The sequence below is a fragment of the Velazquezella soli genome, from assembly GCF_977018685.1.
This window is the reverse complement of the sequence record NZ_CDRNXF010000004.1, coordinates 1,869,162-1,885,890: the sequence shown is the minus strand read 5'-3', so window position 1 is coordinate 1,885,890 and position 16,729 is coordinate 1,869,162. Positions and strand designations below refer to the sequence as shown.

Genomic DNA, 16,729 nt, shown 5'->3' with positions numbered 1-16,729 from the left:
TGGTTTGATTCCGACTGATGGCCGCCATGTTAGAACATTTCCCCGCGCCGCCGCCAGTATCCTATGCAGATACGTGACAGGGCAGTCAGTGTCAGGAACCTATCCATGCAGCCGACGCATGCCACACATGATGCAGACCCACTGCCTGCCTCATTTTTTATCATCTAAGGTGTCGTCAATGTTCGATGACTTCTGGGGTCATCACTTTGAAAAGGACGAACACGATGGCCAACTCATTTCTCCGCAATGCAATGAACCGCGTGGTCGAAGCCCGTCAGCGTCAGGTCTCCCGTTACGTCAACGGCGCAATGCTTGGCCTTGATGATGCGACGCTGAAGAGCCTCGGCACGACGCGCGAAGAACTTCAGCGCCAGGGTGCGACCCGTTACATCTTCTGATCTGAGGACGACGCGATACCCGGCACGCAACTCGGTGTGCCGGCAAGCCTACAGAACCTGACAGGCCAGCCCATGGCCCGTCACATGCCTCGCACGAAATGCATGGTCACCCAGCCGTTTCGCCAGATCGTGCGCACATGCCGGCAGCGGGCGCCTGCATAAGCGGAAATCACCTTCCAGCGCTGCTCGGCTAGAATACCGGACAGGATCACCGATCCGCCCGGTGTCAGATGCGTCACCAGCTGCGGCGCCATCTTGATCAACGGCCGCGCCAGAATATTGGCGATGATGAGGTCGAACGGACCGTCCTGGCGAAAGGCCGAGGAGTGGAAACCAGGTGCCGTCTCCAGCCGCAGTCCGCTGGCAATGCCGTTGCGGCGAACATTCTCCTTGGCAACCCGAACGGCGACCGGATCGATGTCCGTTGCAAGAACCGGGATGTTGCGCAACTTGCGCACCGCAATCGCCAGAACGCCGCTGCCCGTTCCCAGATCGAGCGCATTTCTCGGCTCGGTCGCTCGAACGACCGTGTCGATCACCTCGAGGCACCCCGCCGTTGTGCCATGATGGCCGGTCCCGAATGCCTGTCCAGCATCGATCTCGATGGCAATGTCGTTGATCTTGACCTTGTCGCGGTCATGCGAGCCATGAACCAGAAACCGCCCTGCCCTGACAGGCTTGAGCCCTTCGAGCGATTTGGCAATCCAGTCGACATCCGGGATAACCTCCATCGCAATCGAAAGATCGGGGAAATCCTCGCTGATCGCCTTTGCGATGCGTTCTCTGAAGACCTCCTCGTCGTCCGCCATCATGTAGACGGAGGCTTCCCAGATATTCTTCTTCTCGTCCACCTCGGTCGTGGCAATCGCCACGTCCTCTTCGCCGAACTCCAGCGACAGGAGGTCGAGGATCTCGGCCGAACCGATTTCGGTGGATGTCACGTAAAGCCGGATTTCACTCAAAGGAAGTCGCCTTTCATAATCTTCGCGGCAAGCTTTGCCACAGATAAGGCATCCGCCTCAAGCGACTTATCCCTTGGTCAGGTTCTCGAGCTTCTTCGCCGCCGCTGCAGGATCCTCGCCGTAAGCGATCGTTCCGGCAAAACGGCCGCCGTCCTTCAGGAGGAAAATCGATGCCGTATGGTCCATCGTGTAATCGCCGCCAGGGTTTTTCTCATCCACCGGCACCTTGCGGGCAAGCACGCGAAACCCTTTGACCATCTCCATCACCTTGGCAGGCGGGCCTGAGATACCGCGAATACGGTCGGAGACATTCGAGACATACTGTCCCATCAGCTCCGGCGTGTCGCGCTCCGGGTCGACGCTCACAAAGTAAGCGTTGAGCTTGGTGCCATCGGGATCGACCTGATGCAGCCAGGTGTTCAGCTCGAACAGCGTTGTCGGGCAGACTTCCGGGCAATGGGTAAAGCCGAAGAACACGGCAGTCGGTTTGTCGCGGAACGCTGCTTCGGTGATCGGGCTGCCGTCCTGCGCCACAAGTTCGAACGGGACACCGAACGGCCCTTCGGCCACCTGCTGCTTCGAGCGCGTGACCTCCAGGGTCAGCCAGGCCAGAACAACGGCCAGAATGACGACGGCGAGCCAAAGTACAATTCGGAAAGTCTTCATCGTAGTTTGCCTGCTGCGTCATCAGTTGCGATCGTGACCGCTGATAGCCGCAGACGACGATTGTTGCAAATCACCACCGCGTTTTCACAGACGTAGCCATCACATGCACCAGGAGAGCGTCCCCTCGGCCATCGCGAGGAAGATGGAAGAACCGTGCTGCGCCCAACCAACAAAAGCGAGGACGCCGATCAGCATCGCGGCAAGCGCGGCGATCAGAAAAACCGGAAGTCGAAGCGATGGAGCGATCGGTTGCATGACCCACTATAGCATCGTCGACCGGCCGGGAAATAGAACAAAAAGCGCGTTGAGGCGGCAAAGATTAGGGGAAGTTTAACGGGGACGTGAGACTTTCAAAAAAACGACATCAGGATGATCGACATGAGTAACGCCATCAAGCAGTCGGGAGCCTATCTCGAAATCGTCTCCTTCCACCTGGGAGACCAGGAATTCTGCATCGACATCATGGCGATCCGCGAAATTCGCGGTTGGGCACCGGTCACTCCGATGCCGCATACTCCGCCTTACGTGCTTGGCCTCATCAACCTGCGCGGCGCGGTGATCCCGGTCATCGACATGGCCTGCCGCCTCGGCATGAAGATGACCGAACCATCAGAGCGTTCGGCGATCATCGTCACCGACATCGCCGGCAAGCTGGTCGGCCTTCTGGTCGAACAGGTCTCCGACATGATGACGATCAGAAGCGAAGATCTGCAGCCGGCACCGGAAATCATTCCGGAAGCCCAGCGCGATTTCTGCCGCGGCATCGTTGCCCTGGAAAAGACCATGGTCTGCTTCCTGAACCTCGACACCGTCATTGCAGACGAACTGTCGCGCGAAGCCGCCTGATCGTAAGCCTTAGAGCTGTCCTAGTTAAAACCGGGTTCCGAAAGGAGCCCGGTTTTCTTACGTCAGGACGTAGAGCGGATCAGGGTTTGCCCTTTTCCCACGTCACCGGCTGGTTGAACAGCGGCACGCTGGAGATCGCCATCTTCGCCGATCCTTCGACAACCTGTCGCGAATGGGCAAGGTAGATCAGCGTATCGTTCGGCTTGTCGTAGATCCGCTTGACCAGAAGGTCTTTCCAGATCAGCGACCGACCCTGGCGAAACACTTCCTCGCCACCGTCGTCGAGCTCGATGTCACCAATCTCGATCGGCCCGGTCTGGCGGCAGGAGATAGAATTGTTGGACGGGTCCTCGAACCACTTGCCGTTCTTCAGCCTGTCGATGACGCTGCGATCAAAATACGTGACGTGGCAGGTGACACCCTTCACCTTCGGGTCCTGCACCGCCTCGACGATGATGTCGTTGCCGATCCAGTCGACGCCGACCTTGCCGACCACCTGGGCAAGAGCGGGAACGGCAAGACCGCCGAGGATAGCGGCGGTCGCGAGAACGGCAAGGCGGCGGCTCGAACGAGTCATAGTGGCAAAATCTCCAGTCAACGATACGTGATCAGAGATAAGCTTCGGCAGCGGGGTTACAAGTGATCACTGCTTGCGCAATGTGCAGGCATCATAGCCACCGGAAAACAACCGCCCTGCCCGCATGCCGATCGCGGTCGGAATATCGTGGATATGCATGACCTCAAGCGACCGTGCAATCGCGATCGAGGCTTCGGCACAGACCGCCGCATCCTCTGCCGCATTGTGATGCAGAAAGCTCAGCCCCAGGTGCTGCGCGAGGATATTGAGCTTGTGCGAGATCAGGTGCGGCCAGACTTTTTGCGCCATCTTGACGCTGCAGAGATAAGACAGTTCCGGATAGGACTGCCGGTACTGGTCGAGACAGGCCCGCCAGACGCTGAAATCGAAGGCGGCATTATGGGCGATCATCGTCGCGCCACGAAAATCGTCGATGAACTCGTCCATCACTTCGGGAAACTCGCCGGCATCCTCGACATGGTCGGGCCGGATCCCATGGATGGCGATGTTGAAGGACGAAAACCGCATATCCCGCGGCCGGATCAGCCGTTCCTCGACCCGCACCACGCGACCATCCTCGATCCACGCAAGACCCACCGAGCAGGCGCTGCCGCGCTGTTCGTTGGCGGTTTCGAAATCGATCGCAATGGTCTTCAAGGTCATACCCTAATCTTCGGTCATCGGACTTTTATGCCGGATGGAGCGATTCGGCAAAGCGCATCCCCGCCTGCATCTTGACCTCCACATCATTGTCAGGCCCAATGTGACCATGATGAACGCTATCGCCCTTACCCGTCTTACCATGACCATCCGCCTTGCAGGGCGTGTGGCGGGTTTGGCGCGTTAGTCGAACATCCGTCCACCACCCTGCCGGAGATGGCAGGGATCGGCTGGTCCGCTCTGCCTCGGTCATACCTGAAGGAGAGCAAAGATGTCTTCAAGCGACGAAATCCAGGAAAAGCCACCCCGAGCCGAACGGCTGGGAGGTTACGTCATCAGGTCGTCGACACCTGACGATGCGGCGGCCATCACGGCCCTCGCCAATCTTCCCGGATATCGCTACGGCACGCTGAGGCTGCCATATCAGGCCGTGGCTGAGACGCGCCAATACCTGGAAAACCCGGCGCCCGGCGCAAAGAAGCTCGTGGCTGACATGGACGGCGTCATCATCGGCGACATCTTCCTCGGTCCGCTACAGGGCCGCCGCCGGCATGTCGGGACGATCGGCATGGGCGTTCACGACGACTTTGTCGGCCGCGGTGTCGGCTCGGCCTTGATGAAGGCCGCGATCGACCTTGCCGACAACTGGCTGAACCTGCACCGCCTGGAGCTCGACGTCTTCACCGACAACCAAGACGCCATCAGGCTCTACGAGCGCTACGGCTTTGTTATCGAAGGGCATCTCAGGGACGACGCCTTTCGCGACGGGCACTATGTCGACGCCTATGCAATGGCGCGGCTGAAAACCTGATGCTCAGCCACCGATAAACGTCAGCCACTCGTCTTCCGTCATCACCTCGACGCCGAGTTCCCTTGCCTTGTCGAGCTTGGAACCGGCGCCGGGGCCGGCAACGACATAGTCGGTCTTCTTGGAAACGGAACCGGCCACCTTGGCACCAAGCCCCTCGGCACGGGCCTTTGCCTCGTCGCGGGTAAAGCGCTCCAGAGAGCCGGTGAAGACGACCGTCTTGCCGGCAACCGGGCTGTTCGAGGCCGCGATCTGTTCCACCGCCTGCGGCGTCACCTCGGTGAGGAGACGCGTCACGACGTCGAGGTTACGCGGCTCCTTGAAGAACTCGACGATGGCGCGGGCGACGATCTCGCCGATGCCTTCGATATTGTTGAGGTCAGCCCAGGCATCCCCGGAGAGACTGGCCGCTTCCTTCATGGCCTCGGCAAACGCCTCGTAGGTGCCGTAGTGGCGCGCCAGAAGCTTCGCCGTCGTCTCGCCCACATGGCGGATGCCGAGGGCGTAGATGAAGCGGTTGAGCGCGATCGAGCGCCGCTCGTCAATCGCGTCGAACAGCTTCCTGACGCTGATTCTCCCGAACCCGTCGATGTTTTCGAGCTTCAGCAGTTGCGATGTTTCCTGACGTTTCTTCAGCGTGAAAATGTCGGGCGCAGTGCGGATCTGCAGCGCCGGGTCTTCCGCCTCAAAGAAGAAGTCGACCTGTTTTGCGCCCAGCCCTTCGATGTCATAGGCATTGCGCGACACGAAATGCTTGAGGTGTTCGGTCGCCTGCGCGCGGCAGACGAAGCCGCCGGTGCAGCGGGTGACCGAATCGAGCTTGCCGGTCTTCTCGTTCTTCTCGCGCACCGCATGGCTGCCACAGACCGGACATTTCCTGGGAAACTCATAGGCCTTGGCATCCGCCGGCCGCTTTTCCATGACCACGTCGAGAACCTGCGGGATGACGTCGCCGGCACGCTGCACGATCACGGTGTCGCCGATGCGGATGTCGTGATCGTCCTCGCGGATCCGCTCGCCGGAATTGCCGATACCCTTGATATAGTCCTCGTTATGCAGCGTCGCATTGGTGACGACGACACCGCCGACGGTGATCGGGGTCAGTCGCGCCACCGGTGTCAACGCACCGGTACGGCCCACCTGGATGTCGATATTCTCGACCGTCGTGAACGCCTGCTCGGCGGGGAATTTATGCGCCGTCGCCCAGCGTGGCGAGCGCGAGCGGAAACCAAGGCGCGCCTGCAGATCGAGCCGGTCGACCTTGTAGACGACACCGTCGATATCGTAGTCGAGTTCGGGACGCTCAAGGCCGATCTCGCGGTAATGGCCGAGAATATCCTCGAGCGAATTCAGCCGCTTCATCAGCGGATTGACCGGGAAACCCCAGTCCTTGAAGGTCTGCACCATCTCGTATTGCGTGCTCGGCAGATCGTTCGGCTCGGACATCTCGCCCCAGGCATAGGCGAAGAATTTCAGCTTGCGGCTGGCCGTCACCTTGGCATCGAGCTGGCGCAGTGAGCCTGCCGCCGTGTTGCGCGGATTGACGTAGAGCTGCTTGCCCTTCGCTTCCATCTCAGCATTGAGCGCCAGGAAATCGCTCTTGCCCATATAGACTTCGCCGCGAACCTCGACGACCGCGGGAACGCCTTTCGGAAGCTTGCTGGGGATTTCCTTGATCGTCTTGATATTGGCCGTGACGTTTTCACCCGTCGTGCCATCGCCACGGGTCGCGGCATTGACGAGAATCCCGTTCTCGTAGCGGATCGACATCGACAACCCGTCAATCTTCGGCTCGGCCGTGAACGCAATCGAACCATCCGGCATCTGGCCGAGAAAGCGGTAGACGGAGTTCACGAAGTCGCGGACGTCGTCATCGGCAAAAGCGTTGTCGAGCGACAGCATCGGTCGCGAATGGGTGATCTGCGCAAACGTCGGCAGAGGTGCCGCACCAACCCTGATGGACGGCGAATCGGCCCGGATCAGCTGCGGGAAACGCTCTTCGATCGCCGCATTGCGCTTCTTCAGCGCGTCGTAATCGGCATCGGAAATGTCAGGCGCGTCCTTGGCGTGGTAGAGCTCGTCGTGATGGGAAAGTTCACGCGCCAGTCGCTCCAGCTCGTCGGCCGCTGCCTGTTCGGTCAAGTCATCAACAGGGGTCTCGGTCGGGGTCTGGTCGGCGGCCATGCGGGAATCTCCATCTTCAACGGCATTTCTAGTGCAATTTGAGAAGATTGGAAGAAGCAGCGCCCATCTCGCCTGTGACTGGACACCACGAGATGCAGCATCGTTCCGGGATACGGGATTGCGTTACGCCCTGTCCGGGTGAGCCTGCCCGCACGCTCCCGCGACTGCCGGATAACCGTTTAGCCGTTGCCCGCAAGCAGGCTTCTGGCGGCCGCCCTCGCCTCGTCCGTTACCGAAGCGCCGGCCAGCATGCGGGCAATTTCCTCAGTGCGGTTTTCAGGCGCCATAGTCGCCACCCGTGTGGCAATCTTGTCGGAACCGTCGCCGGCCGGACCCTTGGAGATCAGAAGATGCGTTGCGGCGCGCGCCGCCACCTGCGGCGCATGGGTGACCGACAGCACCTGCACGGTGCCCGACAGACGCTTCAGCCGCTGGCCGATCGCATCCGCCACCGCACCACCGACACCGGTGTCGATTTCGTCGAAGACGAGCGTCGGTGCCGAGCCGCGATCGGCAAGCGCGACCTTAAGCGCCAGCAGGAAGCGCGACAGCTCGCCGCCGGACGCGACCTTCATGATCGGCCCGGGGCGCGTGCCCGGATTGGTCTGGACGTGGAATTCGACCGTATCGATACCCTCGGCTGCCGCAGCCTCCGGATTGGCGGTCACCTCCACCATGAAGCGAGCCCGTTCCAGCTTCAGCGCTGGCAATTCCTGCATCACCGCTTCCGCCAGCGTCTCCGCGCCCGCTTTACGTTTGTCCGAGAGAACGAGTGCCGCCCGATCGAATTCCTCTTTCGCGGCGGCCGCGATCTTTTCCAGCTCACCCAGCCGTTCCTCGCCGGCATCGAGATCGGCAAGGTCAGCCACCATCTTCTCGGCAAGCGCTGGAAGATCGACGACGGCGACCGAATATTTGCGGCCGGCGGCACGCAGGGCAAACAGCCGTTCCTCGACCCGTTCCAATTCACGCGGATCGAACTCGGTCCGGCGAAGCGCCGTTTCGACTTCCATTTGCGCGTTCGAAAGATGGTTCAGCGCCTGATCCAGCAGCTCGACGGTCTCTTCCAGCAGGCCAGGCGCCTCGTGGCTCTTGCGCTCGAGGCGCCGCACCATGGAGGCGATCAGCGGCACGGGCGAACCGTTGCCGTTGAGAAATTCCGACGCTTCCGAAATATCACCGGCAATGCGCTCAGACTTCTGCATCTTCGAGCGCTGCTCGGCCAGTTCGTCCTCCTCGCCGTCGCGGGGCGAGAGGGCTTCCAGTTCCTCGACCGAGGCCCTGATATAATCGGCCTCGCGTGCAGCGGCCTCCACCTTGGCGCGATGCGTCTTCAGGGTCCGGTCGGCATCCCGCCAGGATTTGTAGAGGTGGGAAACCGAGAGAACCTCATCGTTGAGGTTTGCAAACGCATCGACAAGCGTCCGGTGGGCGCCGGTATCGATCAGAGCGCGATCGTCGTGCTGGCCGTGGATCTCGACCAGAACCTGCCCCGCCTGGCGCATCATCTGCACACTGACCGGCTGGTCGTTGATCGAAGCGCGGGTGCGCCCGTCGGCCGACTGGATACGCCGGAAGATCAGATCGCCGTCGTCGTCTATGCCGTTGTCGCGCAGAAGCTTGCGGGCGGCATGGTTCATCGGCACGTCGAAGACCGCCGTCACCTGCCCCTTGTCCTCGCCATGGCGCACAAGGCCACCGTCGCCGCGGCCGCCAAGCGCCAGAGAAAGACTGTCGAGAAGGATGGATTTGCCTGCACCGGTCTCGCCGGTCAGCACGGAAAGGCCCGCTTCGAAGGCAAGGTCCAGCTTCTCGATCAGAACGATGTCGCGGATCGAAAGCTGGATCAGCATGCGGCCTCGCCTATCCTGTCAGGCACTTGGTTGAAAGGTCTCAGGCGCCGACGAGCTTTGCGCCGGCACGCGCAATCCACGAGCCCTTGTTCTCGCGCGGCTGAACACCGCCGGACTGAAGCAGCTTGTAGGAGTCTGCGTACCACTGGCTGTCCGGATAGTTGCGGCCAAGCACGGCTGCGGCGGTCTGCGCCTCTTCGACGATGCCCATCGCGTAATAGGTTTCCGTCAGACGCGCGAGGGCTTCTTCAACCTGGTTGGTATTGGAAAAGGTCTCGACGACCCTGCGGAAGCGCGAGATGGCGGCAAGATATTCCTTGCGCTCGAGATAGTATCGCCCGACCTGCATTTCCTTGCCGGCAAGCTGGTCACGCGCAAAGCGGATCTTCGCCTGCGCGTCCTCGACATATTCCGAATCGGGATAATCACGGACGACCTTGGTCATCGCATCGATCGTGTTGTTGGCGGCCTTCTGGTCCTGCGTGACGTCGGCGACCTGCTTGGAATAGGCAAGGCCGACCAGATACTGCACGTAGGCCGAATCTGCGGAGCGCGGGTACTGGTTGAGATAGCGGTTACCGACGGTGATGGCCTCGTCGTTGCGGCCCATGCGATACTTGCTGAACGTGCTCATGACGAGCGCCTTGCGGCCCCACTCGGTGAACGGGTTCTGCTTCTCGATGGCGTCGAACTTGCGGCTCGCTTCGACGATATTGCCCGCCTTCATGTTGGCAAGGCCCTGATTGTAGAGGGCCTCGGGCGACTCGCTTTCGAAACCGAGCTTGGTGATGTCGATGTCTTTGTCCGACTGGCATGCGGTAAGGCCGAGACCGGCACCCGCAAACACCAACGATACAAGTGCGATCCTTGCCGCTCTACGCATTTCTACAGCCTTCGCATACGCCATTCGACAATTCCCGATGTCCCGCCCGTTTTGCCCTGCTGCCCGAAAGCAGGTCGTTCTAGCCATAAAAGTATTGGCAGAGCAACGCAATGCTCACCCATTAACGCATTTTTGTGGCACCGACCGCAGCACACATGGCTATTCAAAAGAAAAGCCGCTTCCAACGGAAGCGGCCAAGTCGACTGGAGTTGTTATTCAAGCAAAAGACGGCGCCAGTTCACTGACGCTGACCGGAACGAAATCTCCGGCCCTCACGCGCGCAACCCGCGACGATGGCGCTTCGACGATTTCATAAGCCGTCGGATCGTTGAGCAGAGCTTTCAGCGCATTGGCGTTCATCTTGTGGCCGCCGCGATAGGAGCGGTAGCAGCCGATGAACTGAGCGCCGGCAAGCGCAAGATCGCCAACCGCGTCCAGCGTCTTGTGGCGCACGAATTCGTCCTGATAGCGAAGACCCTCGACATTCACGACCGTTTCGTCATCGGAAATGACGACGGAATTCTCAAGCGACGAACCGAGAGCGTAGCCAGCAGCCCAAAGGCGCTCGACGTCACGCATGAAGCCGAATGTACGAGCCCGTGAAAGATCCTGCTTGAACCGCGCTGCGGTCAGTTCACCGTTCCAGCTCTGACGGCCGATCAGCGGAGATGCGAAATCGATCTCGACTTCAAAGCGGGTACCATCATGCGGCCGGAACTCGGACCAGGACGCGCCCGATTCGATTCGGACCGGCTTGATGACACGGATGTAGCGACGCTTCACATTGAGATTGACGATGCCGACCTGTTCGATCGCATCAATGAAAGGATAGGAGCTGCCGTCCATGATCGGCATTTCGGCGCCATCGACATCGACAGTCACGTTGTCGATCCCGAGCGCGTAGAGTGCTGCCATCACGTGTTCGATCGTGGCAACCCAGGTGGCCGGCGACGAACCGAGGATCGTGCAGAGATCGGTCGGTCCAACCTGAGAGGAGACGGCGCGGTATTCGGCAGAAGATCCGTCATCAAACTGACGCGCGAAGATGATACCGGAATTGGCTTCAGCAGGCTGGAATGTGATGCTGACCGGAGACCCCGAATGCACGCCAATACCGGTCAAAGAAACCGGGGCCGCGATGGTGGTCTGGAAACCGAGCAATCCGATGGTCATTCTAATGCCTTCTCTCAAGACCCCTGGTCTGGGATCGAGCTTGGTTAGATACCGGCGACAACGCCTCTCAAACGTTCATGTCAGCATCACTTATCGTCTTACATACGCAGGCGTCTTTAACATTCCAAATCACTGTTCGTATCGGATTGTTACGCCACCAACCCGCAGAATGACGCGGTGTTAGGACTCAAGGCACAAACGCGGACGTCTACCGGTAACAACCTGAATTAAGGCAACTTTTCCGGAGGTCCAGGACAAAATCCTTAACGCCTCAGGCGTCCGGATACACAAAGCCCGGGTGCAACGACCCGGGCTCTGCAGACATTTGTTGAACGCCGCGCGCTGACGCTGCGACGCTCCCACAAATCAGTTCGACTGACGGCGAAGGAACGCCGGAATTTCGAGCTGATCGTCGTCATGCTGCGAGCTCTGCGGAACCGTACGACCGTGATCGTCGAGGTTGCCGCGGCGCGGTGCGTAGAGGCTTGCCTCAGGCGACAGCGGACGGCGCTGCTGCTGAACAGGAGCCGGAGCGGCTGCCGGTTCGACATGCTCTTCTTCATCACGACGGCCAAGCGAGTTGGTGATTCGCTTCAGAAGACCCATCGGGCCGCGCTCTTCCTGCACATGGCTGGCAGGCTGCGTGCGGTGATCCATCTCGGCCTTAACGACCGGCGGGAAATCCTCGACCTTCGGCATGCGGACCGGTTCCATGACAGGTTCGCGGTAGACAGGTTCCTGCTGAACCGGCTGTGTCATGCGCGGTGCTGGCTGCTGCGTCATCTGCGGAGCCGGGCGCGAAACCTGCGGAGCGGCTTCAACCGGTGCAGACTGTGCGAACAGACGGCTCTGCGGACGGAAAGCCTCTTCGGCCGGCGGCTGCTGCTGCATGACAGGCTGCGGCGCGGGCGCTGCAGGCTGCTGCAAGACCGGCTGTGGGATAGCCAGTTCGCGTTCCATGTCGGCTTCGGCCTGGCGGATGGTCTCGGCGATCGGATCGACTGCCTTGGGAGCCATTGGCGCAGGCGCTGCGGCCTGAACCGGTGCCTGCATCATGACAGGCTGCTGTGCGGCCGGAGCCGGAGCAACGGCCGCCGAAGGACGGATAATCGGCTTCTGGGCTGCGCGCATTTCAGCGGCACGCAGGTCGATTTCGCCATGGGCGCGGTCGATGCCGGTGGCAACGACGGAGACGCGGATGATGCCTTCCAGCGCTTCGTCGAAGGTTGCGCCGAGGATGATGTTGGCGTCCGGATCGACTTCTTCGCGGATGCGGGTTGCCGCTTCGTCGACTTCGAACAGTGTGAGGTCGCGACCACCGGTGATGGAGATCAGCAGGCCCTGTGCACCCTTCATCGAAGTCTCGTCGAGCAGCGGGTTGGCGATAGCAGCTTCCGCTGCCTGCATCGCACGGCCCGAACCCGAAGCTTCGCCGGTGCCCATCATCGCACGGCCCATTTCGCGCATCACGGAACGAACGTCCGCGAAGTCGAGGTTGATGAGGCCTTCCTTGACCATCAGGTCGGTGATGCAGGCAACGCCCGAATAGAGAACCTGGTCGGCCATGGCGAAGGCGTCGGCAAACGTCGTCTTGTCGTTGGCGATGCGGAACAGGTTCTGGTTCGGAATGACGATCAGCGTGTCGACCGACTTCTGCAGTTCCTGGATGCCCTGTTCGGCAAGCCGCATGCGGCGACCGCCTTCGAAGTGGAACGGCTTGGTAACAACGCCAACCGTGAGGATACCCTTGTTGCGGGCAGCCTGTGCAACGACTGGAGCAGCACCGGTGCCGGTGCCGCCACCCATGCCGGCGGTGACGAAGCACATATGCGTTCCGTTAAGATGATCGATGATCTCGTCGAGGCATTCCTCAGCGGCAGCGCGACCGACTTCCGGCTGCGAACCTGCGCCGAGACCTTCGGTGACCTGCACACCCATCTGGATGATCCGCTCGGCCTTGGTCATGGTCAGCGCCTGGGCATCGGTATTGGCAACGACGAAATCGACGCCTTCCAGCCCTGCGGTGATCATGTTGTTGACGGCATTGCCGCCGCCGCCGCCGACGCCGAAAACGGTGATCCGAGGCTTCAGCTCGGTAATATCAGGCTTTTGAAGCTTGATCGTCATTGTACCTGTCCTTCTTCTCGTGGCCGCATTGCCGAGCTGGCCAATTCATTGCAACTTCTCTGATCCGGGAGCAGAGCCCGGGTCAAAAACTTTCCTTGAGCCATTGCCCGACGCGGGCGAGACGGCCGTTTCCATTTCCGAGCGAGCCGATCAGGCCGCTCTGGGATGCATGTGTTTCGAGGTCCGCGACCTGCGGGTAGATCATCAGTCCGACGGCCGTCGAAAAGGCCGGGCCCTTGGCGGCAGCCGGCAAGCCGGAAATGCCCATCGGACGACCAATACGAACATTGCGGGCCAGAATGTGACGGGCCGTCTCCGACAGGCCGGTCAACTGGCTGGCACCGCCCGTCAGAACCACGCGCTTGCCGACGATCGGGCTGAAACCCGATTTCTGGATCCGGTCACGAATCAGTTCCAGCGTTTCTTCGATGCGGGCCTTGACGATTCGGGTGACGAGCGAGCGTGGAACCTGGGTCGGCTGGTCGCGGTCGTCCTCGCCGATCGGTGGAACCGAAATCATGTCGCGGTCGTCTGCGCCGTTGGAGACGGCCGAGCCATGCACGACCTTCATCCGCTCGGCATCCTCGATCCGGGTCGAAAGACCGCGGGCAAGGTCCGTGGTGACGTGATGGCCACCGAGACCGATCGCATCCGTATGAACGAGCTTGCCTTCGGCAAACACCGAAATTGTTGTCGTGCCGCCGCCCATGTCGATCGCTGCACAGCCCAGTTCGACTTCGTCGTCGACAAGGGCTGCAAGGCCGCTGGCATAAGGCGTTGCCACCATACCCTCGACGGACAGATGCGCCCGGTTGATGCAGAGCTCGAGGTTACGCAGCATCACGCGCTCGGCGGTGACGACATGCATATCGACGCCCAGCATATCGCCGTACATCGCCAGCGGATCGCGGATCCCGACTTCGCCATCCAGCGTGAAGCCGGTCGGCAGCGAGTGAAGGATTGCGCGGTCCTGGCGAGCCGACTTCTGGCTGGCGGCGACGAGAACACGCTTCAGATCGGCCGATTCGACTTCCTGTCCACCGAGGTCGATCGATGCCGTATAGACGTCGCTGGTCAGACGACCGGCAGAAACATTGACGATGAGGCTGTCGACCGTGAGGCCGGCCATGCGCTCTGCAGCGTCAACCGCAAGACGGACGACGCTTTCCGCCGCATCGAGATCGCCGATGACGCCGGACTTGACGCCGCGCGAACGCTGGTGGCCGATGCCGATGATCTCGACATGATGGGTCCGACCCGGCAGGATCTGGCTTTCCTGCTTTGGCGTCAGCCGCGCAATCATGCACACGACCTTGGTCGAGCCGATGTCGAGCACCGAAACGATGTGGCTGCGCTTGGAAGACAGTGGCTTCATGTGCGGAAGCCCGTAATTGGAAGAACCGAATACACTCACGTCTCTCCTGCCTTCTTCAACGCCTTCGTGCGTGCCTCGACTGCCTCGTTGCGGCGTTCGGTGGCGGCAGAAGTAAGTTCAACGGTTGTGCGGTCGTGCAGGCGAAGATCGACGGCAGCGATGTCACGCTCCAGGATCCGTTCTTCCTTTTCCAGACGAGCCAGCACGCTGAGCGCGGTCTCGACCTGGGTTTCCGGCAGCTTCAGGACAACGCCGTTGTCGATATGCAAATCCCAGCGACGACCGGCGACGCGGACGTACGCCTTTACCCGCGAGCGAAGCTCCGGCCACGCAGCCATCTGATCGACGAAAGCGGATGCGGCCTTGTCTGCTTCACGACCCACGAACAGCGGCAGGGAAGCGAACTTGCTGTCCCGCAGCGGCGCGATGATGGAACCGTTCTTTTCGATCAGAGCGAGATCCGACCCGTTCTGCCAGATGCCGAAAGCCTCGCGCTCCTTGAGCATCACTTCGATCGTGCGCGGATAGACTTTGCGGACTTCGGCATAGCGAACCCAGGGAAGCTCGGACAGCTTGCGGCGCGCCTGATCGACATCGAGAGCGACCAGCGAGGTCGTGCCATCGAGACCGAGAAGCTGAAGGATATCGATCTCCGACGTCTGGTCATTGCCCGAGACGCGAACGTCCTCGATGGCGAAACCGACGGCCGCTGTCGTCGCCTGAGCAACCGTCTGGGCATGACCGCCAAGCGACATTCCGTAGAGGCCGACAACCGCGAAGAAACCGAAAGTCGCGAACGTGCCGGTATGATCAGGGATATGGATGCGGCCCGTCGCAAGGCTCAAGCCGAAGCGGACGACGCGGCGCAGTGGACGCGGCAGTACACGACGCTCTTCAGCGCCGAGATAGTTTGCCCGGCCGTGATCGTCAGCTTTTTTGCTATTCAACGCAAACACGACGCGTCCTCCACCATCCAACGGACGAGACCACCAAAAGTATGACCAGCATGAACAGCCATCTCAGGCACAAGCGAGGTCGGCGTCATCCCGGGCTGGGTGTTGATTTCGAGCCAGATGACTTCGCCGTCTTCGGAAAACCGGTCGTCGAAGCGAAAGTCCGAACGACTGACGCCACGGCACCCCATTGCCCGATGCGCCTCAAGCGCCAAGGATTGAATTTTTTGGTAAATATTTGGTGAAATTTGTGCGGGAATGACGTGGCTCGAACCACCGACGGCATATTTCGCATCGTAGTCGTAGAACGCATCACCGTTCGGGATGACTTCCGTCACACCCAGCGCCACGTCGCCCATGACGCCGCAGGTCAGCTCGCGGCCATAGACATAACGCTCGACCATCACCTGGCTGCCGTATTTCCATTCCGGCGAGGTAATGATCTGCGGCGGGTGAGACTGGCCTTCCTTGACGATGACGACGCCGAAGGACGAGCCTTCGCGCACCGGCTTGACGACGTAAGGCGTGGCGATCGGATGGTCATTGGTAAACTCATGGCGATCCATGACCTTGGCTTCAGCAACAGGAATACCGGCAGCCTTAGCCACGTGCTTTGCCTGCTGCTTGTCCATCGCGAGAGCGGAGGCCAGAACGCCGGAATGCGTATAGGGGATCTCGAGATATTCGAGCACGCCCTGGATGGTGCCATCTTCACCGAAGGGACCATGCAGCGCATTGAAGGCGACATCCGGGCGCAGGCTAGCAAGAACCGCTGCGACATCACGATCGACATCAACCCGCGTCACCTTGTAACCCTCGCCTTCCAAAGCCTCAGCACAGGCGTTGCCGGAAGACAGGCTGACCGGCCGCTCGGAGGAAAACCCTCCCATCAATACAGCCACATGCATGTCGTTCATCAACCACTCCCGGAAAAGGGCTTTAGGCTTAAGCGACATCGCTTGCGCCAAACTTGTACGACCAACGATTCTTTCTCAGATCTGATCGCCAGGCTATTGGTGCACCAAAATGGTTAACAAATCGTTTACTTTCCTTAATGGGAGAACCCAACAGGCTGAAATTGAAGCACAAATTAGATTTTGAAATGGTTAATGCAGGACTTGAGGTCGCATGGTACCGCACGGGACATGGAGCTCGAACAGCTGCTCGAGCGCGGTAAGATCGCAATGGATCCAGGGGTGAAAACGTGCCGTTTATTGCGCGTTTTTTGTTTTACTCGTCAGAAAACTGCTGTATGTCGCAGCCG

At 60.3% G+C, this 16,729-nt stretch carries 16 protein-coding genes; 3 read left to right on the top strand and 13 right to left on the bottom strand.

Annotation, left to right across the window (positions count from 1 at the left end):
• The first annotated feature begins 224 nt into the window (after positions 1 to 224).
• Positions 225 to 398, top strand: coding sequence for a hypothetical protein (locus AC0JZ8_RS12655; RefSeq protein WP_062456227.1), 174 nt, complete (start codon positions 225 to 227; stop codon positions 396 to 398).
• An 80-nt stretch (positions 399 to 478) separates the two neighbouring features.
• Here AC0JZ8_RS12655 and AC0JZ8_RS12650 read toward each other — a convergent pair whose 3' ends face one another.
• The 3 genes from AC0JZ8_RS12650 to AC0JZ8_RS12640 form a co-directional block, all read right to left on the bottom strand.
• Positions 479 to 1,360: a 50S ribosomal protein L11 methyltransferase gene (locus AC0JZ8_RS12650; RefSeq protein ID WP_471892642.1), complete on the bottom strand. Its 882-nt coding sequence runs from the start codon at positions 1,358 to 1,360 to the stop codon at positions 479 to 481.
• Between the two features lie 66 nt (positions 1,361 to 1,426).
• Positions 1,427 to 2,026 carry an SCO family protein gene (locus AC0JZ8_RS12645; RefSeq protein ID WP_471892641.1) on the bottom strand — a complete coding sequence of 200 codons (600 nt, stop codon included), beginning with the start codon at positions 2,024 to 2,026 and terminating at the stop codon, positions 1,427 to 1,429.
• Positions 2,027 to 2,125: 99 nt separating this feature from the next.
• Complete coding sequence (locus AC0JZ8_RS12640) at positions 2,126 to 2,281, bottom strand: hypothetical protein (RefSeq protein WP_165699872.1); 156 nt, start codon at positions 2,279 to 2,281, stop codon at positions 2,126 to 2,128.
• Between the two features lie 123 nt (positions 2,282 to 2,404).
• Between AC0JZ8_RS12640 and AC0JZ8_RS12635 the strand changes: the two genes are divergently transcribed.
• Positions 2,405 to 2,872 (top strand): chemotaxis protein CheW, encoded by a 468-nt coding sequence (locus AC0JZ8_RS12635; RefSeq protein WP_062457968.1) that lies wholly within the window; start codon positions 2,405 to 2,407, stop codon positions 2,870 to 2,872.
• 79 nt (positions 2,873 to 2,951) lie between these two features.
• Here the strand turns inward: AC0JZ8_RS12635 and AC0JZ8_RS12630 are convergent, their stop codons facing one another.
• Together AC0JZ8_RS12630 and AC0JZ8_RS12625 are read right to left on the bottom strand one after the other, a co-directional pair.
• Positions 2,952 to 3,449 (bottom strand): CreA family protein, encoded by a 498-nt coding sequence (locus tag AC0JZ8_RS12630; protein ID WP_062581078.1) that lies wholly within the window; start codon positions 3,447 to 3,449, stop codon positions 2,952 to 2,954.
• 66 nt (positions 3,450 to 3,515) lie between these two features.
• Complete coding sequence (locus tag AC0JZ8_RS12625) at positions 3,516 to 4,112, bottom strand: 3'-5' exonuclease (protein ID WP_162734954.1); 597 nt, start codon at positions 4,110 to 4,112, stop codon at positions 3,516 to 3,518.
• A 268-nt stretch (positions 4,113 to 4,380) separates the two neighbouring features.
• On the opposite strand from AC0JZ8_RS12625, the gene AC0JZ8_RS12620 reads away from it, so the two are divergent.
• Entirely contained in the window at positions 4,381 to 4,920 is a 540-nt protein-coding gene (locus AC0JZ8_RS12620; protein WP_471892640.1) for a GNAT family N-acetyltransferase, read from the top strand.
• A gap of 3 nt (positions 4,921 to 4,923) precedes the next feature.
• Here the strand turns inward: AC0JZ8_RS12620 and ligA are convergent, their stop codons facing one another.
• The 8 genes from ligA to AC0JZ8_RS12580 form a co-directional block, all read right to left on the bottom strand.
• On the bottom strand, positions 4,924 to 7,101 hold the full coding sequence (ligA, locus tag AC0JZ8_RS12615) for an NAD-dependent DNA ligase LigA (RefSeq protein WP_471892639.1): 2,178 nt from the start codon (positions 7,099 to 7,101) through the stop codon (positions 4,924 to 4,926).
• A gap of 179 nt (positions 7,102 to 7,280) precedes the next feature.
• On the bottom strand, positions 7,281 to 8,954 hold the full coding sequence (gene recN, locus AC0JZ8_RS12610) for a DNA repair protein RecN (protein ID WP_471892638.1): 1,674 nt from the start codon (positions 8,952 to 8,954) through the stop codon (positions 7,281 to 7,283).
• Between the two features lie 40 nt (positions 8,955 to 8,994).
• On the bottom strand, positions 8,995 to 9,861 hold the full coding sequence (locus AC0JZ8_RS12605) for an outer membrane protein assembly factor BamD (protein WP_062456202.1): 867 nt from the start codon (positions 9,859 to 9,861) through the stop codon (positions 8,995 to 8,997).
• Positions 9,862 to 10,053: 192 nt separating this feature from the next.
• Entirely contained in the window at positions 10,054 to 11,010 is a 957-nt protein-coding gene (gene lpxC / locus AC0JZ8_RS12600) for a UDP-3-O-acyl-N-acetylglucosamine deacetylase (RefSeq protein ID WP_092660624.1), read from the bottom strand.
• Positions 11,011 to 11,376: 366 nt separating this feature from the next.
• Positions 11,377 to 13,137 carry a cell division protein FtsZ gene (gene ftsZ / locus AC0JZ8_RS12595; RefSeq protein WP_471892637.1) on the bottom strand — a complete coding sequence of 587 codons (1,761 nt, stop codon included), beginning with the start codon at positions 13,135 to 13,137 and terminating at the stop codon, positions 11,377 to 11,379.
• An 82-nt stretch (positions 13,138 to 13,219) separates the two neighbouring features.
• Positions 13,220 to 14,551 (bottom strand): cell division protein FtsA, encoded by a 1,332-nt coding sequence (ftsA, locus tag AC0JZ8_RS12590; protein ID WP_062581091.1) that lies wholly within the window; start codon positions 14,549 to 14,551, stop codon positions 13,220 to 13,222.
• The gene (locus AC0JZ8_RS12585) at positions 14,548 to 15,468 is read right to left on the bottom strand and encodes a cell division protein FtsQ/DivIB (protein WP_062456190.1); all 921 of its coding nucleotides are present in this window, start codon (positions 15,466 to 15,468) and stop codon (positions 14,548 to 14,550) included. The genes ftsA and AC0JZ8_RS12585 overlap by 4 nt, the downstream gene beginning before the upstream one ends.
• Positions 15,456 to 16,382, bottom strand: coding sequence for a D-alanine--D-alanine ligase (locus AC0JZ8_RS12580; protein ID WP_471892636.1), 927 nt, complete (start codon positions 16,380 to 16,382; stop codon positions 15,456 to 15,458). Before AC0JZ8_RS12580 ends, AC0JZ8_RS12585 begins: the two co-directional genes overlap by 13 nt.
• Positions 16,383 to 16,729: the final 347 nt, after the last annotated feature.

Coding starts and splice junctions, on each gene's coding strand:
- AC0JZ8_RS12605 (WP_062456202.1), bottom strand. CDS start 9,861: ATGGCGTATGCGAAGGCTGTAGAAATGCGTAGAGCGGCAAGGATCGCA.
- AC0JZ8_RS12645 (WP_471892641.1), bottom strand. CDS start 2,026: ATGAAGACTTTCCGAATTGTACTTTGGCTCGCCGTCGTCATTCTGGCC.
- AC0JZ8_RS12625 (WP_162734954.1), bottom strand. CDS start 4,112: ATGACCTTGAAGACCATTGCGATCGATTTCGAAACCGCCAACGAACAG.
- AC0JZ8_RS12655 (WP_062456227.1), top strand. CDS start 225: ATGGCCAACTCATTTCTCCGCAATGCAATGAACCGCGTGGTCGAAGCC.
- ftsZ (WP_471892637.1), bottom strand. CDS start 13,137: ATGACGATCAAGCTTCAAAAGCCTGATATTACCGAGCTGAAGCCTCGG.
- lpxC (WP_092660624.1), bottom strand. CDS start 11,010: ATGACCATCGGATTGCTCGGTTTCCAGACCACCATCGCGGCCCCGGTT.
- AC0JZ8_RS12640 (WP_165699872.1), bottom strand. CDS start 2,281: ATGCAACCGATCGCTCCATCGCTTCGACTTCCGGTTTTTCTGATCGCC.
- AC0JZ8_RS12620 (WP_471892640.1), top strand. CDS start 4,381: ATGTCTTCAAGCGACGAAATCCAGGAAAAGCCACCCCGAGCCGAACGG.
- AC0JZ8_RS12630 (WP_062581078.1), bottom strand. CDS start 3,449: ATGACTCGTTCGAGCCGCCGCCTTGCCGTTCTCGCGACCGCCGCTATC.
- AC0JZ8_RS12580 (WP_471892636.1), bottom strand. CDS start 16,382: ATGAACGACATGCATGTGGCTGTATTGATGGGAGGGTTTTCCTCCGAG.
- AC0JZ8_RS12635 (WP_062457968.1), top strand. CDS start 2,405: ATGAGTAACGCCATCAAGCAGTCGGGAGCCTATCTCGAAATCGTCTCC.
- recN (WP_471892638.1), bottom strand. CDS start 8,954: ATGCTGATCCAGCTTTCGATCCGCGACATCGTTCTGATCGAGAAGCTG.
- ligA (WP_471892639.1), bottom strand. CDS start 7,101: ATGGCCGCCGACCAGACCCCGACCGAGACCCCTGTTGATGACTTGACC.